Consider the following 19,538-nt stretch of genomic DNA (forward strand, 5'->3'; position numbering starts at 1 on the left):
GTTGAAGGATCAGTATGAAATCGCTTTTATCGCGTCGCCGCCGCATTAACCCAATCTACCTCGCCTTTATGGCCGTGTCCTTTATGGTGGGGGTGGCGGGCGCGTTGCAGGCACCGACGCTGAGTCTGTTTCTCACCCGTGAGGTCGCGGTTCGTCCATTCTGGGTAGGGCTGTTTTACACCATCAACGCGGTCGCCGGCATTGTGGTCAGCTTTCTGCTGGCAAAGCGGTCAGATAACCAGGGCGACAGACGTATGCTAATCCTGTTTTGTTGCCTGATGGCGGTGGGCAATGCGCTGCTGTTTGCTTTTAATCGTCACTATCTGACGCTGATTACTGCCGGGGTGGTGCTGGCGGCACTGGCCAGCGTGGCGATGCCGCAAATTTTTGCGCTGGCGCGGGAATATGCCGACAGTTCCGCGCGTGAAGTGGTGATGTTCAGCTCAGTGATGCGCGCTCAGCTATCGCTGGCCTGGGTTATCGGCCCGCCCCTCTCTTTTGCTCTGGCGCTGAACTACGGTTTTACCATCATGTTTGTTATCGCCGCCGGGCTGTTCGTGGTGTGTATGGCGCTAATCTGGTTCGCGCTGCCCTCGGTGCCCAGGGTGGTGCAACCGGCAGACGTGGCGATTACCGAAATCGGCGGCTGGAAAAATCGGGATGTCAGACTGCTGTTTCTCGCTTCCCTGCTGATGTGGACCTGCAATACCATGTATATCATTGATATGCCTATCTATATCAGTAGCGTGCTGGGGTTGCCGGACCGTCTGGCTGGCCTGTTGATGGGGGTGGCTGCCGGACTGGAGATCCCGGCGATGCTGCTGGCCGGGCATTACGTTAAACGTTTTGGTAAACGCAGAATGATGCTGCTGGCATCGGTAGCGGGCGTGCTGTTTTATCTCAGTCTGGTGCTGTTCCATTCGCGGGCGGCATTAATGGCGATGCAGATTTTTAATGCGGTATTCATCGGCATTGTGGCGGGAATCGGTATGCTCTGGTTCCAGGATCTGATGCCCTCCAGACCGGGTGCGGCAACCACCCTGTTTACCAACAGTATTTCCACCGGGGTGATCCTCGCCGGGGTGCTTCAGGGGGCGCTGGCAGAAAGCTTTGGGCATATATCGGTCTACTGGGCGGCATTTTTGCTGGCGGTTGCGGCACTGGTGATGACGGCCAAAGTTAAGGACGTTTAAGGAAATCGAGGGATAGCGTTATCACCCTGTAAAAATAAAGTCAGCAGGCAGGGATGCGGCTGGTGGTTAATTGACCCGTTAAACGAAAGTGATAAGAATGAGCGCTCTCATTTCAGGATGGATTGATTATGAAAACAGGCAGGTTTAGCTATGCGCTGATGCTCGGCGCGTTGACGGCGCTGGGGCCGTTGTGCACGGATTTTTATCTCTCTTCCTTACCCGAACTCACCCGTCAGTTGAATACCTCCACCGCTTCCGGACAGCTGACGCTGACCGCCGCGCTGGCAGGGCTGGGGGTGGGGCAATTTGTTTTCGGGCCGTTGAGTGACCGAATCGGCAGAAAAATACCGTTGCTGGTTTCGCTGCTGCTGTTTTGTCTGGCGTCGTTATGGTGTGCCTGGACTGATGACATGGCGCAGCTGATCGCCGCGCGATTCTTTCAGGGAGTGGCCGGGGCCGGTGGCGCGGTTTTGTCGCGCGCTATTGCCCGCGATCTTTATGATGGCACCGCATTGACCCGTTTTTTTGCTTTGCTGATGACCATTAATGGCATTGCGCCTGTTGTGGCACCGGTTCTGGGCGGCCTGCAACTGAGTATCACCAGCTGGCGGGGACTGTTTATCTCTCTGGCGGTTGCCGGTGCGCTGCTGTTGCTGCTGGCGTGGCGAGTACTGCCGGAAACCCGCTCCGGGCCTCGCAACGCCACAGCATCGTCTGGCTCTGGCAGTGTGTTTGGCGATCGTACCTTTATGCTGTTATGCCTGTTACAGGGTTTTATGATGGCGGGGCTGTTTGCCTATATTGGCGCGTCATCTTATATCTTTCAGCAGGCCTGGCAGCTTTCTGCGCTGCAATACAGTTGCACCTTTGCTGTTAACGGTGTCGGGCTGGTGATTTTTTCTTTGCTGCTGGCCAGGGTCTCCGTGAAGTGGGGAGAATCTGCCGTGTTAAGCGCCGCTTTACCGCTGGCGGTTATTTTTGCCCTGTTGCTGCTGCTGACCTTTTTATTGCAGGGGCCGCTGTGGCTGATCATTGCGGTGCTGTTTTTTACCGTGTCGATCAACAGCGGAATTTGCACGCTGGCAAGCTCGGTTGCCATGCAGCGCCAGGGCGAAAGTTCGGGCACGGCGTCCGCGTGGATGGGGATGCTGATGTTTGCGATGGGCGGCGTGAGTGCCCCGCTGACCGGCATCGGAGGCACATCCGGCGTGTCGATGAGCGTGGTGCTACTGGGCGGCTATCTGCTGGCGCTGGCGTGTTATCTCGCCGTCAGAACAGCCGTTGCCACTCAGGTGGGCGCTTCGCGGCAGCTCTGACCAAAACAGCCCTTCACTCAGGCTGCGTTTCTCAATGGCGCTGTGTTACTGGTGCCATTAGCGTAAGAAGAGCGGCTGTTTCTGCTCGTAGTCGCTAATCTGCGTATCGTGCTGCAAGGTGAGGCCAATGTTGTCCAGCCCGTTGAGCAGGCAGTGACGGCGAAAGCTGTCAATGGCGAAGCCATAGCGCTGTTCCCCGGCGAGCACCTGCTGATTCTCCAGATCCACCGTGAAACTGATCCCTGGCTGTGCTGCAACCATCCTGAACAGCTGGTCAACATCGGCTTCACTCAGCGTCACCAGCAGAAGCTGATTGTTGAATGCGTTATTGCTGAATATATCGGCGAAATCGCTGCCGATAATCGCCTGAATACCATAGTCGGTCAACGCCCAGGGGGCATGTTCACGGGAAGAACCACAGCCAAAGTTTTCGCGGGTAAGCATGATACTGGCACCGCGAAAGGCAGGCTGGTTGAGGACAAAATCCGCATTGGGGATCTGGCCTTCGGCATCACTGTAACGCCAGTCATAAAACAGGTTGCGGCCAAAGCCGGTGCGGGTCACCATCTGCAAAAACTGTTTTGGAATGATCGCATCGGTATCGACGTTTGCCGTATCGATCGGCACCACGATGCCGGTATGCCGGGTAAATTTCTTCGCCATGCTGGCTCCTTAATGAGGCGTTACGGCCTGTTGACGGATATCGGCAAAGTGACCCGCTATTGCCGCAGCGGCTGCCATTGCCGGACTGAGCAGATGGGTTCGTCCACCGCGACCCTGACGACCTTCAAAGTTTCGATTGCTGGTGGAGGCACAGCGTTCGCCGGGGCTGAGGCGATCGTTATTCATCGCCAGACACATCGAACAGCCGGGCAGACGCCATTCGAATCCTGCTTCCAGAAAGATTTTATCCAGCCCTTCCGCTTCAGCCTGTGCTTTCACCGCACCGGAGCCCGGCACGACCCAGGCCTGGACGCCCGTGGCAATTTTCTGCCCTTTGACTACCGCTGCTGCTGCCCGCAGGTCTTCGATGCGGGAATTGGTACAGGAACCGATAAACACTTTATCAATCCTGACCTCGGTCAGCCGGATTCCGGGCCTGAGATCCATATAGGCCAGTGCTTTTTCAGCCGAGGCACGTTCCACCGGATCGCTGAAAGAGGCCGGATCGGGAATAAGCTGGTCAACGGCAATCACCTGCCCGGGGTTGGTTCCCCAGGTGACCTGCGGCGCGATATCCGCAGCGTCAAGGGTCACCACTTTATCGAATTTTGCATCGCTGTCGGATTTCAGCGTGCGCCAGTAAGCCACCGCCTGCTCCCAGGCTTCACCCTGAGGGGCAAACTTGCGGCCTTTGATGTAGTTAAATGTGGTGTCGTCCGGCGCAATCAGGCCTGCTTTTGCGCCCAGTTCAATCGCCATATTGCAGACGGTCATCCGACCTTCCATGCTCAGCTGCTCAATCGCCGGACCGCAGAATTCCACCACATGGCCGTTACCGCCGCCGCTGCCGGTTTTACCGATCACCGCGAGGGCGATATCTTTCGCCGTGATGCCCGGCGCGACCTGGCCGGTAACTTCAACCTTCATGGTTCTGGCGCGGGACTGTTTCAGCGTCTGTGTGGCCAGAACATGCTCCACTTCTGAAGTGCCAATACCAAATGCCAGCGCGCCAAGGGCACCGTGGGTGGAGGTGTGTGAATCGCCGCAGACAATGGTCATGCCCGGCAGCGATAAACCCAGTTCTGGTCCGATAACATGGACGATGCCCTGATTAGGGTTCTGGAGATCGTACAGGGTGACGCCAAACTCTTTACAGTTGTTGATTAACAGCGACATCTGAATTCGGGCCATCTCGCCACTGGCATTAATGTCACGGGTTTGCGTCGAGACATTGTGGTCCATGGTGGCGAAGGTTTTAGACGGCTGGCGCACCGGGCGTCCGTGCGCCCGCAGGCCATCAAAAGCCTGTGCCGAGGTCACTTCATGAACCAGGTGCCGGTCAATGTACAGCAGCGGCGTTTCTGCCGGTGCTTCATGTACCAGATGGGCATCAAACAGCTTCTCGTATAATGTTTTCATAATCAGGTTTCGCTGATAAATCGGGCAATAATCGAGCCCATTTCTTCGGTGGTGGTTGCGCTACCGCCACCCGCCAGGTCACCCGTGCGATAGCCTTCTGCCAGCGCGCGGCTGACCGCCTGTTCAATCGCATCCGCAGCGTCGGCTGCATCCAGACTGAAGCGCAACAGCAGCGACAGCGACAGGATTTGCGCAATCGGATTGGCGATGTTTTTTCCGGCGATATCCGGGGCCGAGCCACCGGCAGGTTCAAACAGACCAAAACCCTGTTCGTTAAGGCTGGCGGAAGGCAGCATACCCATCGAGCCGGTGATCATCGCGCATTCGTCAGAAAGTATGTCGCCAAACAGGTTGGAGCAGAGCATCACGTCGAACTGCGAAGGCTCTTTGATCAACTGCATGGTGGCGTTGTCGATGTACATATGGCTGAGCTCAACATCCGGATAATCGGCCGCGACTTCGTTAACAATCTGCCGCCACAGGATTGAGGACTGCAATACGTTGGCTTTGTCGACAGAGGTGACTTTTTTACGACGTTTACGGGCTGATTCAAAGGCGATACGGGCGATGCGTTCGATTTCAAAGCGGTGGTAAACCTCGGTATCAAAAGCGCGTTCATGCTGACCGCTGCCTTCACGCCCTTTTGGCTGACCGAAATAGATGCCCCCGGTCAGCTCACGCACCACCAGGATATCAAACCCTCTGGCGGCGATATCGCTGCGCAGCGGGCAGAAGGCTTCCAGCCCCTGATGCAGACTGGCCGGACGCAGGTTGCTGAACAGTTTAAAGTGTTTGCGCAAAGGCAGCAGCGCACCGCGCTCTGGCTGTTCGGCGGGAGGCAGATGCTCCCATTTCGGTCCACCCACCGAGCCAAACAGAATGGCATCGGCCTGCTCGCATCCGGCGATGGTTGCCGGGGGCAGGGGCTCTCCGTGGCGATCGATGGCCGCGCCGCCCACATCGTATTCACTGGTGGTGATGCGCATACCGAAACGCTGGCGCACCGCATCAAGTACTTTGCCTGCCTGCGCCATCACTTCCGGTCCGATGCCATCGCCGGGTAATACTGCAATATGATAAGTCCTGGAGTTCATTACACCGTTTCCTTCTGGTCTTTGGTTTTTGATTTGCGTTGCAGTTCCTGCTCAACCTGACGGGCGCGCCAGATGTTATTGAGCGCATTGATCATCGCTTTGGCGGAGGATTCGACGATATCCGTGGCCAGACCGACGCCATGAAATTTACGGCCATTGTAATTAACCACAATATCCACCTGGCCCAGCGCGTCTTTGCCGTGGCCTTTGGCGGTCAGCTGATATTTCACCAGCTCGGCATCAAAATCGGTAATGCGGTTAATCGCCTGATATACCGCGTCAACCGGGCCATTGCCTGTTGCCGCTACGGCTTTGACCTCTTCACCGCAACCCAGTTTGACAGAGGCGGTCGCCATCACGCTGGAGCCGGACTGTACGCTGAAATAATCCAGACGGAAGTATTCCGGGTCTTCGTTCTGTTTGTTGATAAAGGCCAGCGCTTCCAGATCGTAGTCGAACACCTGGCCTTTTTTGTCCGCCAGTTTCAGGAAAGCGTCGTACAACGCATCCAGGCTGTAATCGTCCTCTTTGTAACCCATCTCATCCATGCGATGTTTTACCGCAGCACGGCCAGAACGGGAGGTCAGATTCAGCTGTATCTGGTTCAGGCCAATTGATTCCGGGGTCATGATTTCGTAGTTTTCACGGTTCTTCAGCACGCCGTCCTGATGAATACCGGACGAGTGGGCGAAGGCCCCGGTGCCGACCACGGCTTTGTTGGCCGGGATGGGCATGTTGCAAATCTGGCTGACTGTCTGGCTGGTGCGATAGATTTCGTGGTGATTAATGTTGGTGTGCACACCCATCAACTGGTTACGCACCTTGATCGCCATAATCACTTCTTCCAGTGCACAGTTTCCTGCACGCTCGCCCAGGCCGTTCAGGGTTCCCTCTACCTGACGTGCGCCAGCCTGCACTGCCGCCAGAGCATTACCCACCGCCATGCCCAGATCGTCATGGGTATGTACCGAAAGGATGGCTTTGTCGATGTTGGGTACGCGGTTGCGTAACTGAGCGAAGATGTTGCTGTACTCACCGGGCAGCGTATAGCCGACGGTATCCGGAATGTTGATGGTGGTGGCTCCGGCATTGATTGCGGCTTCCACCACGCGGCACAAATCGTCGATGGGGGTGCGTCCACCATCTTCACAGGAAAATTCCACATCGTTGGTGTAATTGCGCGCGCGTTTGATCATCGTCGTCGCCCGTTCGATCACTTCCGGCAACGTACTTTTCAGTTTGGTGGCGATGTGCATGGGCGAGGTCGCCAGAAAGGTGTGGATGCGGTAGGCATCAGCCACTTTCAGCGACTCGTAAGCCGCATCAATATCTTTTTCAACGCAGCGGGCCAGGGCGCAGACACGGCTGTTTTTAATCTGACGGGCAATGGTTTGCACTGATTCGAAGTCGCCGGGAGAGGAGATGGGGAATCCGACCTCCATCACGTCAACGCCCATACGCTCCAGCGCCAGCGCTATCTGCAATTTCTCTTTGACACTCAGGCTGGCCTGCAATGCCTGCTCGCCGTCACGCAGAGTGGTATCGAAAATAATGACTTGTTGGCTCATTGTGTATCCCTTGTCGTGTTTGCTTTGCCCTGATTGCGGACATAAAAAAACCCGCGACTGGCGCGGGTTTTTTTGCTTTGCAAGCCTGAATCAGTGATTCACTCCGCCCACAAGTATACCGCGCACAAAAGAGGCGTTTAGTAGTAGTAGACCGAGGAGGTAGGTGGTACGAATCATTGAATCAGACCTTAAAAATTTTCTGTCCAATATTGATACTTGAAACCGGGGGGCGATGTCAACTGCCGCTGTGAGGTTATTGCGTAGTCACAAAGGAAAATAATGCTGGTCCCCGGAGGTGTTGCAGAACAAAAGAAAGCAGTAAAAACGTCGCTGAAAATCACCGGTAAAAAAAAGGTCAATGTCCCCGGTATAATGGATAAAAGTTATTTTAATCAGTCTGTTATATAGGTAAAACTTATAAATTATCCAGAATAATAATCACCTGGAGTGAGTGGCTTGTTCTTTTTTTGTGAAAAAATGCAGCATATAAAACCAAAATGGCGACAATATTAAAACATCCTGACTTAATTTGTCTGCGAGTTTGTTTTTATAACAAAACGATCACACTGAAAATATTTCCTTCATTAGTAGAAAGCGCTTTTCTTTCGCCGGGGGGTCAGTGTAATTGTCGTTAAGTTCCTATGATGAGCAGTACCTTGCTGCCCGTCAGCAGAGACCGGGATAGGGAATGCCGTTTGCCTGCTAAGTTGTCTGCGGTTATGGTACTGGTCATAAAAAATCAAAATACCGGTGTGCAGTCTGCTGCACGGTTTTTGCAAACGATTTCCTACCGATACTAAATACTGGTTTTGACCTTATCCGGGCGGCACCCTGTTTCTGTAAACCACAGGGTGTGCTGCCAGATAACTCAGCACCTTAAAGTTAAAGCCTGGAGGCAAAAATGGAGATGTTATCAGGAGCCGAGATGGTCGTTCGATCGTTGATCGACCAGGGAGTTAAACATGTATTCGGCTACCCCGGCGGGGCCGTCCTCGATATCTATGATGCATTGCAAACCGTCGGCGGTATTGACCATGTGCTGGTCCGTCATGAGCAGGGCGCGGTGCACATGGCGGATGGTTATTCCCGTTCAACCGGTGAAGTGGGCGTGGTACTGGTTACCTCTGGCCCTGGCGCGACCAATGCGATTACCGGGATTGCTACTGCCTATATGGATTCAGTGCCGATGGTGGTGCTCTCCGGGCAGGTGCCCTCGACGCTGATTGGCTATGACGCCTTTCAGGAATGCGACATGGTGGGTATTTCGCGTCCGGTAGTGAAACACAGTTTTATGGTCAAAAAGGCCGAAGACATTCCTACCGTGATGAAAAAAGCGTTCTGGCTGGCTTCCAGCGGTCGCCCCGGGCCGGTGGTGATCGATCTGCCAAAAGATGTGATGAATCCTGCCAGCAAATTGCCTTATGCCTGGCCTGAGTCAGTCAGTATGCGTTCATACAACCCCACCACTCAGGGGCATAAAGGCCAGATTAAGCGCGCTCTGCAAACGCTTCTTGCGGCAAAAAAACCGGTCATTTATGCCGGGGGCGGCGTGATCAATGCGGCCTGCCACGATGAGCTGCGCCAGATTGCTGAACAGCTGAACTTGCCGGTGGCCTGCTCCCTGATGGGGCTGGGCGGTTTTCCGGGGTCGCACCGTCAGTGTGTAGGGATGTTGGGGATGCATGGCACCTATGAAGCCAACATGACCATGCACAACGCTGATGTCATTTTCGCTGTCGGCGTACGATTTGATGACCGTACCACCAATAATCTGGCGAAATATTGCCCGAACGCGACCGTATTGCATATTGATATCGATCCGACGTCAATTTCCAAAACGGTATCCGCAGATGTTCCGATCGTCGGGGATGCTAAGCAGGTTCTGAACCAGATGCTTGAACTGCTGGCTCAGGGTGAAAAGGAGCAGGACTATGACAGCCTGCGTGACTGGTGGCAGAGCATCGAACAGTGGCGCGCACGCCATTGTCTGGCCTGGGACCAGACCAGCGAGAAGATTAAACCGCAGGCGGTAATTGAAACCATCTGGCGTCTGACCAAAGGTGAAGCGTATGTGACTTCCGATGTCGGACAACACCAGATGTTTGCTGCACTCTATTATCAGTTTGATAAGCCGCGTCGTTGGATTAACTCGGGTGGTCTGGGCACGATGGGGTTTGGTCTGCCTGCCGCGCTTGGCGTTAAGCTGGCACTGCCGGAAGAAACGGTGATTTGTGTCACCGGCGATGGCAGTATCCAGATGAACATTCAGGAGCTTTCCACGGCGTTACAGTATGACCTTCCGGTGCTGGTGCTGAGCCTGAACAACCGTTTCCTCGGCATGGTTAAACAATGGCAGGACATGATTTATTCCGGGCGTCATTCGCAATCCTACATGCAATCTCTGCCTGATTTTGTCCGTCTGGCGGAGGCCTATGGCCATGTTGGTATCGGCATTGACCATCCACATGAACTGGAGGCAAAGCTGACCGAGGCGCTGGAAGCATTAGGCAAAGGGCGGCTGGTCTTTGTGGATGTGAATGTTGATGGCACCGAGCACGTATACCCTATGCAAATTCGTGGCGGTGGAATGGACGAAATGTGGTTGAGCAAAACGGAGAGGACTTAATTATGCGTCGTGTTTTATCGGTACTGCTGGAAAACGAATCCGGCGCATTATCGCGCGTTGTGGGGCTGTTTTCTCAGCGCGGCTATAACATTGAAAGCTTAACGGTCGCCCCTACTGACGATCCGACCTTGTCGCGGATGACGATTCAGACCGTCGGCGATCAAAAGGTGCTGGAACAGATCGAAAAGCAACTGCACAAACTGGTCGACGTGCTGCGTGTCAGCGAACTGGGGCAGGGAGCCTTTGTTGAACGCGAAGTCATGTTGGTGAAAATTCAGGCCACGGGGTATGGTCGCGAAGAGGTGAAGCGCAGTGCAGAAATCTTCCGTGGTCAGATAGTGGATGTTACTCCGTCGCTTTATACGGTTCAGCTGGCTGGCACCAGCGACAAACTCGACGCCTTTTTAAATACCGTGCGTGAAGTGGCAGAAATTGTTGAAGTTGCCCGTTCAGGAATTGTTGGCGTCTCCAGGGGCGATCGCATTATGCGATAATTCCTGCGGGTGATTGTCATTGACCCCTGCTAACCCGGCGTAATGCCGGGTTTTTTTTATTTTTGCTGGAAAAGCCCCGCCCAGAAATAAAAGCAGTTGCTCACCAATCTGATCTACTGTTAGATGTAATAAATGACTTATCCATAGCCAAAACGTGGCTATTTTTTTGCGCCTTCGCGGTGCCAGCGTGGAGTTTAATGTGAAACTGGATGAAATTGCGCGCCTTGCCGGTGTATCGCGCACGACGGCCAGCTACGTTATTAATGGTAAAGCGCGGCAGTATCGTGTCAGCGACAAAACTGTTGAGAAGGTGATGGCAGTGGTGCGAGAGCATAACTACCATCCTAATGCGGTTGCCGCAGGTCTGCGTGCCGGCCGAACGCGTTCGATTGGGCTTGTGATTCCGGACCTGGAGAATACAAGTTATACCCGCATTGCTAATTATCTTGAGCGGCAGGCGCGTCAACGCGGCTATCAGCTACTGATCGCCTGCTCGGAAGATCAGCCTGATAACGAAATGCGTTGCGTTGAACATCTGCTGCAACGGCAGGTTGATGCCATTATTGTTTCCACGTCGCTGCCACCAGAGCATCCTTTCTATCAGCGCTGGATCAACGATCCATTGCCGATTATCGCTTTAGATCGCGCGCTGGACCGTGAACATTTCACCAGTGTGGTGGGTGCCGACCAGGACGACTCAGAGATGCTGGCGGCGGAGCTGAGTAAGCAGGCGGTTGAAAGCGTGCTTTTCTTAGGGGCGTTGCCTGAGCTGTCGGTAAGCTTTTTACGCGAAATGGGCTTCCGCCAGGCATGGAAGGATGACACCCGTAAGATTGAATTTATCTATGCCAACAGTTTCGAACGGAGTGCCGCTGCGGCCAGATTTGAAAGCTGGCTGGAAAATAATCCGATGCCCGATGCGTTGTTCACCACTTCTTTCGGACTGCTTCAGGGGGTAATGGATGTCGCTCTCCGTCGTGAAGGCCGTCTGCCAACGGATCTGGCTATTGCCACCTTTGGCGATCATGAGCTGCTGGACTTTCTTGAATGTCCTGTACTGGCAGTAGGGCAACGCCATCGCGACGTGGCGGAGCGGGTACTTGAGCTGGTGCTGGCCAGTCTGGATGAACCACGTAAACCAAAACCCGGTTTAACCCGCATTCGCCGCAACCTTTATCATCGCGGCCGATTAAGTCGTCACGACAGTTAATCATTTACTTAAAAAAGGCAGATAATCCCATCTGCCTTTTTTAACTCTCCTCTTTTTTATCTGCCAGAAGATGCTGATAAATATCTTCAATTGCTGGCATTAATTTTTTCTGAAATGAGTAAATAAAAGTAAAGGTTCAGCGCCCTGACTTTATATATATAAATCGTCAGAATGACGGTAATTGCATGGGCAGCCTGTGAGGCAAGGCCTGACGTAACGCGGCCAGACTGGGATTTTGTTAGGAAATACCTTAAAATGCCTCCCGCGACGTAGAGTAAGGCTGAAAATTTTTGTAGCGAAAAACTGGCATATTTTTGAGCAATGTTAAATTCCCACAGAAATTCCTGTCACTATTCATTAGTTTATTTTTAAACTCCCTGGTAAATCGTAGTTTTTAAAACTTATCTGCGTTTTTACCTGTTAAGAAATAATCCTATTCGACGCCTGCTGCGGCTTGACAATGTTTTCCTTCGCTCCGTAAACTCCTTTGGTGGGAATTTGTGGTGGAAAGTGGTGAAAGAGGGTAACTGGAGGGTGAGGCTGGCATGTTCCGTGGAGCAACGTTAGTCAATCTCGACAGCAAGGGGCGGCTTGCCGTACCTACGCGCTATCGCGAAACGCTGATCGGGGAATCACAGGGGCAAATGGTGTGCACCATTGACCTCCACCAGCCATGCCTGCTGCTTTACACCCTGCCTGAATGGGAAATTATTGAGCGCAAACTGGCTCGTTTATCCAGCATGAACCCCGCAGAGCGCCGTGTTCAGCGCCTGTTGCTTGGACATGCCAGTGAATGTCAGATGGATAATGCTGGTCGACTGCTGGTAGCGAACACGCTGCGCCAGCACGCCAGACTGAGCAAAGAAGTGATGCTGGTTGGGCAGTTCAATAAACTTGAATTGTGGGATGAACAGACCTGGTATCAACAAGTCAGGGAAGATATTGACGCAGAGCAGTCGACTCAGGAACCGTTATCTGAGCGTTTGCAGGACTTGTCGTTATAGCTATGCAGGAAAATTTTAAACATACCACGGTGCTGTTGGACGAGGCAGTTAACGCGCTCAATATTCAACCCGACGGCATCTACATCGATGGCACTTTTGGCCGGGGTGGCCATTCACGTTTGATTCTGGCAAAGCTGGGAGAACAGGGTCGGCTTTATGCTATTGACCGCGATCCGCAAGCGATTGCCGCCGCTGCTGAAATTACCGATCCACGCTTTACCATTATTCATGGCCCTTTTTCCGCGCTGGCTGACTATGTAGAAGCGCGCGGACTGACCGGGAAAGTGGCTGGCATTTTGCTGGATTTGGGGGTTTCCTCGCCACAGCTGGATGACGCAGAGCGCGGTTTTTCGTTTATGCGTGACGGACCGCTGGATATGCGTATGGATCCGACTAAAGGATTATCGGCTGCGGAGTGGTTACTCAAGGCCGAAGAGCACGATATTGCTTTTGTACTGAAAACCTTCGGAGAGGAGCGATTTGCCAAACGTATCGCTCATGCCATTGTGCAGCGTAACCGCGAGCAGCCGATGACACGTACGAAAGAGCTGGCGGAAGTGATTTACAACGCCACGCCGGTGAAGGACAAATTTAAGCACCCGGCGACCCGCAGTTTCCAGGCGATTCGTATCTGGATTAACAGTGAGCTGGAAGAGATTGAACAGGCTCTGCAAGGGGCGCTGACGGCGCTGGCACCTTCAGGACGTTTGTCGGTGATCAGCTTTCACTCGCTGGAAGATCGCATTGTGAAACGCTTTATGCGTGAACAAAGCCGCGGTCCACAAGTACCGGCAGGCTTGCCGATGACCGAAGCGCAGCTCAGCCAGTTAGGCGGTCGGCAGCTGAAAGTGGCAGGCAAAATGATGCCCGGTGATGCAGAAGTGGCAGAAAATCCCAGAGCGCGTAGCTCGGTGTTGCGTATAGCTGAAAGGACCGCGTCATGATTGGCAATGAGCGTCACAGTTTACCCGGTGTTATTGCCAGCGATTTGCTGCGTCACGGCAAGATTCCGGTCATCCTGGCGGTAGCGGTGTTGGTTTCGTCGGTTCTGGTGGTCACCACCGCGCACAAAACCCGTTTGCTGACCGCACAGCGTGAGCAACTGGTGCTGGAGCGTGATGCGCTGGATATTGAATGGCGAAATCTGATTCTGGAAGAGAATGCCCTTGGCGATCACAGCCGGGTAGAGAGAACGGCGACGGAGAAACTGCAAATGCAGCATGTTGATCCATCGCAGGAAAATATAGTGGTACAGCCATAAGAGACTGAATGAAAATTGTCGCCATGAAGTTAAAACGCCCGGAAAATCAGGCCAGCTTTGTCAGCTGGCGTTTTGCGTTGCTTTGTGGCTGCATCCTGCTGGCGTTACTGGGATTGCTGGCGCGTGTCGCCTATTTGCAGATTATTAATCCCGATAAGCTGGTTCGTGAAGGCGATATGCGCTCCTTGCGTGTACAGGCTGTACCCACTTCACGCGGGATGATTACCGACCGTGCCGGACGTCCTCTGGCGGTCAGCGTCCCTGTCAATGCAGTCTGGGCCGATCCGAAAGAACTTCACGACAAGGGGGGGATCACGCTGGACAGCCGCTGGAAAGCACTGTCAGATGCCCTCTCCATTCCTCTTGATCAACTGGCAGCACGGGTCAATGCCAATCCCAAAGGCCGCTTTGTTTATCTTGCCCGTCAGGTCAATCCTGCCATTGGTGATTACGTTAAAAAGCTTAAGCTTCCCGGTATCAATCTGCGTGAAGAGTCACGGCGTTACTACCCGGCCGGGCAGGTAACCTCGCACCTGATTGGCTTTACCAACATTGATGGCCAGGGCATTGAAGGCGTTGAAAAAAGCTTTGACAAATGGCTGACCGGACAGCCGGGTGAGCGCACCGTACGCCGCGATCGCAATGGTCGGGTGATTGAAGATATCTCTTCTGTTGACAGCCGTGCGGCCCATAACCTTGCGCTGAGTATCGATGAGCGCTTACAGGCGTTGGTATATCGCGAACTGAACAATGCCGTGGCTTTTAATAAAGCAGAATCCGGTACGGCGGTGCTGGTGGATGTGAATACCGGTGAAGTGCTGGCGATGGCCAATAGTCCGGCCTACAACCCCAATAACCTGACCAACACCACCAAAGATGTGATGCGGAACCGGGCGATCACTGACATCTTTGAGCCGGGTTCTACGGTAAAACCGATGGTAGTGATGACCGCGTTACAGCGTGGTGTGGTAAAAGAAAACAGCGTGCTGAATACCGTTCCATACCGGATTAATGGTCACGAAATCAAAGACGTGGCCCGTTACAATGAGTTGACCCTGACCGGGGTTTTGCAAAAATCGAGTAACGTCGGCGTTTCCAGGCTGGCGTTAGCGATGCCGTCCTCAGCGCTGGTAGAAACTTACACGCACTTTGGACTGGGTAAGGCGACCAATTTGGGGTTGGTCGGAGAAAGTAGTGGCTTATATCCTCAAAAACAACGGTGGTCTGACATAGAGAGGGCCACCTTCTCTTTTGGCTACGGGCTGATGGTAACACCGTTACAGTTAGCGCGAGTCTACGCAACGATAGGCAGCTATGGCATGTATCGCCCGCTGTCGATCACTAAAGTCGATCCTCCCGTAGCAGGGCAGCGCGTTTTTTCTGAAGACGTGGTGCGCACGGTGATGCACATGATGGAAAGCGTGGCATTGCCCGGCGGCGGCGGGGTGAAGGCGGCGATTAAAGGCTATCGCATCGCGATTAAAACCGGTACGGCCAAGAAAGTCGGCCCGGACGGTAAATACGTTAACAAATATATTGCCTATACCGCTGGTGTGGCCCCGGCGAGCCGCCCTCGTTTTGCGTTAGTGGTGGTAATTAACGATCCTCAGGCAGGCAAATATTATGGCGGTGCCGTTTCTGCCCCGGTATTTGGCGCCATTATGGGCGGCGTTTTACGCACGATGAACATTGAACCTGATGCACTGCCGCTGCCAGCGCCTCAGGGTGATAAAAACGAGATAGTACAAAACAGAAGTGAGGCTTCAAGTGACAGATCGTAATCTGCGCAACTTACTGGCTCCGTGGGTGGCTGATGCGCCGGAACGGCTGCTGCGTGAAATGATACTGGACAGCCGACTGGCAGCGTCTGGCGATCTGTTTGTGGCGATAAAAGGCCACGCGGTGGATGGGCGTCGTTTTATTCCGCAGGCTGTTGCTCAGGGCGTGGCGGCGATCATTGCTGAAGCAGAAGGTGAAGCGCAGGACGGTGAAATTAAAGAAGTACATGGCGTGCCGGTCATTTACCTGACTCAGCTTGCTCAGCGTCTCTCTGCGTTGGCGGGGCGTTTTTATCAACAACCCGCAGAAAAATTACGTCTGGTTGGTGTCACCGGTACTAACGGCAAGACCACAACCACGCAACTGCTCGCCCAGTGGGCGCAATTGCTGGGCGAGACGGGAGCCGTGATGGGCACGGTGGGGAATGGTCTGTATGGTCATCTGGCCCCGGCCGAAAATACCACCGGTTCAGCGGTTGACGTTCAGCATACGTTAAGCACCCTGGTCGAACAGGGGGCTACGCTGGCAGCAATGGAGGTCTCTTCCCACGGCCTCGTGCAGCATCGTGTTGCTGCGTTACCCTTTGCCGCCGCCGCCTTTACTAATCTCAGTCGTGATCATCTGGATTACCACGGCGATATGACCCGCTATGAAAATGCCAAATGGCTACTGTTTTCTGAACATCAGATCGGTCAGACAATTATCAATGCGGATGATGAAACCGGCTTCCGCTGGCTGCAAAAGCTGCCTGATGCCGTGGCGGTGAGTATGGAAAACCGTCTCCAGCCGGGCTGTCGTGGCCGCTGGCTGACAGCCACAGATGTCAATTTCCATGACAATGGCGCAACGATAGAATTCAACTCCAGTTGGGGGCCGGGCGTTATCGAGAGCCGCCTGATGGGGGCATTTAACGTCAGCAATCTGCTGATTGCGCTGGCGACGCTGCTCGCTCTGGGTTATCCCCTCGCTGCGCTGATTGCTACCAGTAACCATCTGCAACCGGTGACAGGGCGAATGGAAGTATTTACTGCGCCAGGCAAGCCAACCGTGGTGGTTGATTATGCTCATACACCGGATGCCCTGGAAAAAGCGCTATCCGCTGCACGTCTGCACTGCAACGGGCAACTCTGGTGCGTATTTGGTTGTGGTGGCGATCGTGACAAAGGTAAGCGTCCATTGATGGGGGCCATTGCCGAACAGTTTTCCGATGTGGTGGTGATCACCGATGACAATCCACGCAGCGAAGATCCGGCGGCTATCGTGGCCGATGTGCTCACTGGCCTGCTGGACGCAGGGCGTGCCCGCGTGATGCCGGGCCGTGTACAAGCGGTTACTCACACCGTCATGCAGGCGCAGGAGGGTGATATTGTGCTGGTGGCTGGCAAAGGTCATGAAGATTATCAGATTATCGGCAACCAGCGTCTGGACTATTCCGATCGGCTGACCGTCGCCGGATTGCTGGGGGTGGTGGCATGATTGCGCTTTCACTACAAACTCTGGCAGAACTGACCGGTGGCGAGCTCTTCGGTGGCAACCTGACTTTTGCTGAAGTGACCACTGACACACGTAAGGTCAGCGCGGGTTGCCTGTTCATTGCTCTGAAAGGCGAACGTTTTGATGCGCATGACTTCATTGCTGATGCCCTGACCGCCGGTGCCACCGCTGCATTAGTCAGCAAGCACTTACCCATTGCCGTGCCTCAGGTGGTGGTAGCGGATACCCGCATCGCACTGGGACAACTGGCGGGCTGGGTTCGTCGGCAATCGACGGCCAGGGTGGTTGCGCTGACCGGATCCTCAGGCAAAACCTCAGTAAAAGAGATGACTGCCGCTATCCTTCGCGAATGCGGTGAAACCCTTTATACCGCCGGGAACCTGAATAACGATATCGGTGTACCTCTGACTTTACTGCGCCTGACGGCACATCATCAGTATGCAGTGATTGAACTGGGTGCTAATCATCAGGGGGAAATCGCCTGGACGACGGACCTTGCCCGCCCTGAGGCCGCCCTGGTGAATAATCTTGCGGCAGCTCATCTGGAAGGGTTTGGCTCGCTGGCTGGCGTGGCGAAAGCAAAAGGCGAAATTTTTCAGGGTTTGCCTGCTGATGGTACGGCGATTATCAATGCTGACAGTCATGACTGGCCACACTGGCAGAGCATGTTGCATGACAAGCATGTCTGGCGTTTCTCTGCGAAAGCAAATGCCGACTGTGAGTTTAATGCCAGTGAGATTGCGGTAAACGGCGAGGGTACGCAATTTGTGATGACCACGCCAGCCGGACGTATCACCGTCCAGTTGCCGTTGCCGGGACGACACAATGTGGCCAACGCACTGGCGGCAGCGGCGCTGGCTCTATCCGTCGGTGCGCCACTCAGCGCTATCCGGCAGGGCTTGTCCAGTCTGAAAGCCGTTGCAGGCCGTCTTTTTCCCGTGCAGCTGGCGCAGGGCAAGCTGCTGCTGGATGACAGTTACAATGCCAATGTGGGATCCATGACGGCGGCAGCGCAGGTGCTGGCTGAAATGCCAGGCTACCGGGTGATGGTTGTGGGTGATATGGCCGAACTGGGCGATGAAGCTGAAGCATGCCACCGCCAGGTGGGAGAGGCTGCACGTCTGGCAGGGCTGGATAAAGTTCTGAGCGTGGGGATATTAAGTCAATTGCTCAGCGATGCCAGCGGAGTCGGCGAGCACTTTAATGATAAAACCGCGCTGACCGCCCGACTCAGGGCACTGCTGTCTCAACACGCCTCAATCACCATTCTGGTCAAAGGTTCACGTAGTGCTGCCATGGAGCAGGTGGTACAAAGCTTACAGGAGAAAGGTACATGTTAGTCTGGCTGGCCGAACATTTGGTCGCTTTATATTCTGGCTTTAACGTCTTTTCGTATCTGACGTTCAGGGCCATCGTCAGCCTGCTGACAGCACTGTTCATCTCTTTATGGATGGGCCCGCGCATGATTGCCCGTCTCCAGGAGATGTCTTTTGGTCAGGTGGTGCGTAACGACGGTCCTGAGTCACATTTCAGCAAACGCGGCACACCAACGATGGGCGGGATTATGATCCTGTTTTCCATCACCGTTTCCGTGCTGATGTGGGCCTATCCCTCAAACCCTTATGTCTGGTGTGTGCTGTTTGTACTGATCGGCTTTGGCATCATTGGTTTTATCGATGATTACCGCAAGGTGGTACGCAAAGATACGAAGGGGCTGATTGCGCGCTGGAAGTATTTCTGGATGTCGGTTATCTCGCTGGGGGTGGCATTTGCGCTATACGCAGCAGGTTATGATACGCCTGCCACCCAGCTGGTGGTGCCGTTCTTCAAAGACATCATGCCGCAACTGGGCTTGTTCTATGTGGTATTAGCCTATTTCGTTATTGTCGGCACCGGCAACGCAGTTAACCTGACCGATGGCCTTGATGGCCTTGCTATCATGCCTACCGTATTTGTCGCGGCGGGTTTTGCATTAGTGGCCTGGGCTACGGGTAACGTGAAATTTGCTGAATATCTGCATATTCCCTATCTGCGCCACGCGGGCGAACTGGTGATTGTCTGCACCGCTATTGTCGGTGCCGGCCTTGGCTTTTTGTGGTTCAACACCTATCCGGCACAGGTATTCATGGGCGACGTCGGCTCGCTGGCGCTCGGGGGGGCCCTCGGGACCATCGCCGTCCTGCTGCGTCAGGAATTTTTGCTGGTGATCATGGGCGGCGTCTTTGTGGTGGAAACCCTGTCGGTGGTTTTACAGGTGGGTTCCTTCAAACTGCGTGGTCAGCGCATTTTCCGCATGGCTCCAATCCATCATCATTACGAACTGAAAGGCTGGCCTGAACCCAGGGTGATTGTGCGCTTCTGGATCATTTCACTGATGCTGGTGCTGATTGGCCTTGCAACGCTGAAGGTACGGTAAC

General features: G+C 54.1%; 17 protein-coding genes. 12 read left to right on the top strand and 5 right to left on the bottom strand.

Annotated features, from left to right (window positions below; genetic code table 11):
- Positions 1-14 precede the first annotated feature (14 nt).
- Positions 15-1,193, top strand: a complete 1,179-nt coding sequence (locus AC3RPL_RS23255) for a sugar efflux transporter (protein WP_490741700.1) — start codon at positions 15-17, stop codon at positions 1,191-1,193.
- Between the two features lie 128 nt (positions 1,194-1,321).
- A complete protein-coding gene (locus tag AC3RPL_RS23260) occupies positions 1,322-2,509 on the top strand; it encodes a multidrug effflux MFS transporter (RefSeq protein ID WP_490741701.1) in 1,188 nt (395 codons plus the stop codon).
- A gap of 57 nt (positions 2,510-2,566) precedes the next feature.
- Here AC3RPL_RS23260 and leuD read toward each other — a convergent pair whose 3' ends face one another.
- The 5 genes from leuD to leuL form a co-directional block, all read right to left on the bottom strand.
- Positions 2,567-3,172: a 3-isopropylmalate dehydratase small subunit gene (gene leuD, locus AC3RPL_RS23265; protein ID WP_490741702.1), complete on the bottom strand. Its 606-nt coding sequence runs from the start codon at positions 3,170-3,172 to the stop codon at positions 2,567-2,569.
- Between the two features lie 9 nt (positions 3,173-3,181).
- Entirely contained in the window at positions 3,182-4,591 is a 1,410-nt protein-coding gene (leuC, locus tag AC3RPL_RS23270; RefSeq protein WP_490741703.1) for a 3-isopropylmalate dehydratase large subunit, read from the bottom strand.
- A gap of 2 nt (positions 4,592-4,593) precedes the next feature.
- On the bottom strand, positions 4,594-5,685 hold the full coding sequence (leuB, locus tag AC3RPL_RS23275) for a 3-isopropylmalate dehydrogenase (protein ID WP_490741704.1): 1,092 nt from the start codon (positions 5,683-5,685) through the stop codon (positions 4,594-4,596).
- On the bottom strand, positions 5,685-7,253 hold the full coding sequence (gene leuA, locus AC3RPL_RS23280) for a 2-isopropylmalate synthase (protein WP_490741705.1): 1,569 nt from the start codon (positions 7,251-7,253) through the stop codon (positions 5,685-5,687). Before leuA ends, leuB begins: the two co-directional genes overlap by 1 nt.
- A gap of 90 nt (positions 7,254-7,343) precedes the next feature.
- On the bottom strand, positions 7,344-7,430 hold the full coding sequence (gene leuL, locus AC3RPL_RS23285) for a leu operon leader peptide (RefSeq protein ID WP_490742122.1): 87 nt from the start codon (positions 7,428-7,430) through the stop codon (positions 7,344-7,346).
- 724 nt (positions 7,431-8,154) lie between these two features.
- Here leuL and ilvI point away from each other — a divergent pair.
- The 10 genes from ilvI (at position 8,155) to mraY (ending at position 19,537) form a co-directional block, all read left to right on the top strand.
- On the top strand, positions 8,155-9,879 hold the full coding sequence (gene ilvI, locus AC3RPL_RS23290) for an acetolactate synthase 3 large subunit (RefSeq protein ID WP_490741706.1): 1,725 nt from the start codon (positions 8,155-8,157) through the stop codon (positions 9,877-9,879).
- 2 nt (positions 9,880-9,881) lie between these two features.
- The gene (gene ilvN, locus AC3RPL_RS23295; RefSeq protein WP_034936372.1) at positions 9,882-10,373 is read left to right on the top strand and encodes an acetolactate synthase small subunit; all 492 of its coding nucleotides are present in this window, start codon (positions 9,882-9,884) and stop codon (positions 10,371-10,373) included.
- Between the two features lie 199 nt (positions 10,374-10,572).
- Positions 10,573-11,583 carry a catabolite repressor/activator gene (gene cra / locus AC3RPL_RS23300; RefSeq protein ID WP_490741707.1) on the top strand — a complete coding sequence of 337 codons (1,011 nt, stop codon included), beginning with the start codon at positions 10,573-10,575 and terminating at the stop codon, positions 11,581-11,583.
- A gap of 545 nt (positions 11,584-12,128) precedes the next feature.
- Positions 12,129-12,587, top strand: coding sequence for a division/cell wall cluster transcriptional repressor MraZ (mraZ, locus tag AC3RPL_RS23305; RefSeq protein ID WP_490741708.1), 459 nt, complete (start codon positions 12,129-12,131; stop codon positions 12,585-12,587).
- 2 nt (positions 12,588-12,589) lie between these two features.
- The gene (rsmH, locus tag AC3RPL_RS23310; RefSeq protein ID WP_490741709.1) at positions 12,590-13,531 is read left to right on the top strand and encodes a 16S rRNA (cytosine(1402)-N(4))-methyltransferase RsmH; all 942 of its coding nucleotides are present in this window, start codon (positions 12,590-12,592) and stop codon (positions 13,529-13,531) included.
- Complete coding sequence (gene ftsL, locus AC3RPL_RS23315) at positions 13,528-13,848, top strand: cell division protein FtsL (protein WP_034936365.1); 321 nt, start codon at positions 13,528-13,530, stop codon at positions 13,846-13,848. The genes rsmH and ftsL overlap by 4 nt, the downstream gene beginning before the upstream one ends.
- An 8-nt stretch (positions 13,849-13,856) precedes the next feature.
- A complete protein-coding gene (locus AC3RPL_RS23320) occupies positions 13,857-15,629 on the top strand; it encodes a peptidoglycan glycosyltransferase FtsI (protein WP_490741710.1) in 1,773 nt (590 codons plus the stop codon).
- Positions 15,616-17,103: a UDP-N-acetylmuramoyl-L-alanyl-D-glutamate--2,6-diaminopimelate ligase gene (murE, locus tag AC3RPL_RS23325; RefSeq protein WP_490741711.1), complete on the top strand. Its 1,488-nt coding sequence runs from the start codon at positions 15,616-15,618 to the stop codon at positions 17,101-17,103. The genes AC3RPL_RS23320 and murE overlap by 14 nt, the downstream gene beginning before the upstream one ends.
- On the top strand, positions 17,100-18,461 hold the full coding sequence (murF, locus tag AC3RPL_RS23330; protein WP_490741712.1) for a UDP-N-acetylmuramoyl-tripeptide--D-alanyl-D-alanine ligase: 1,362 nt from the start codon (positions 17,100-17,102) through the stop codon (positions 18,459-18,461). Before murE ends, murF begins: the two co-directional genes overlap by 4 nt.
- The gene (gene mraY / locus AC3RPL_RS23335; protein WP_034936358.1) at positions 18,455-19,537 is read left to right on the top strand and encodes a phospho-N-acetylmuramoyl-pentapeptide-transferase; all 1,083 of its coding nucleotides are present in this window, start codon (positions 18,455-18,457) and stop codon (positions 19,535-19,537) included. The genes murF and mraY overlap by 7 nt, the downstream gene beginning before the upstream one ends.
- Position 19,538: the final 1 nt, after the last annotated feature.

The sequence above is a fragment of the Erwinia papayae genome (genome assembly GCF_058241465.1).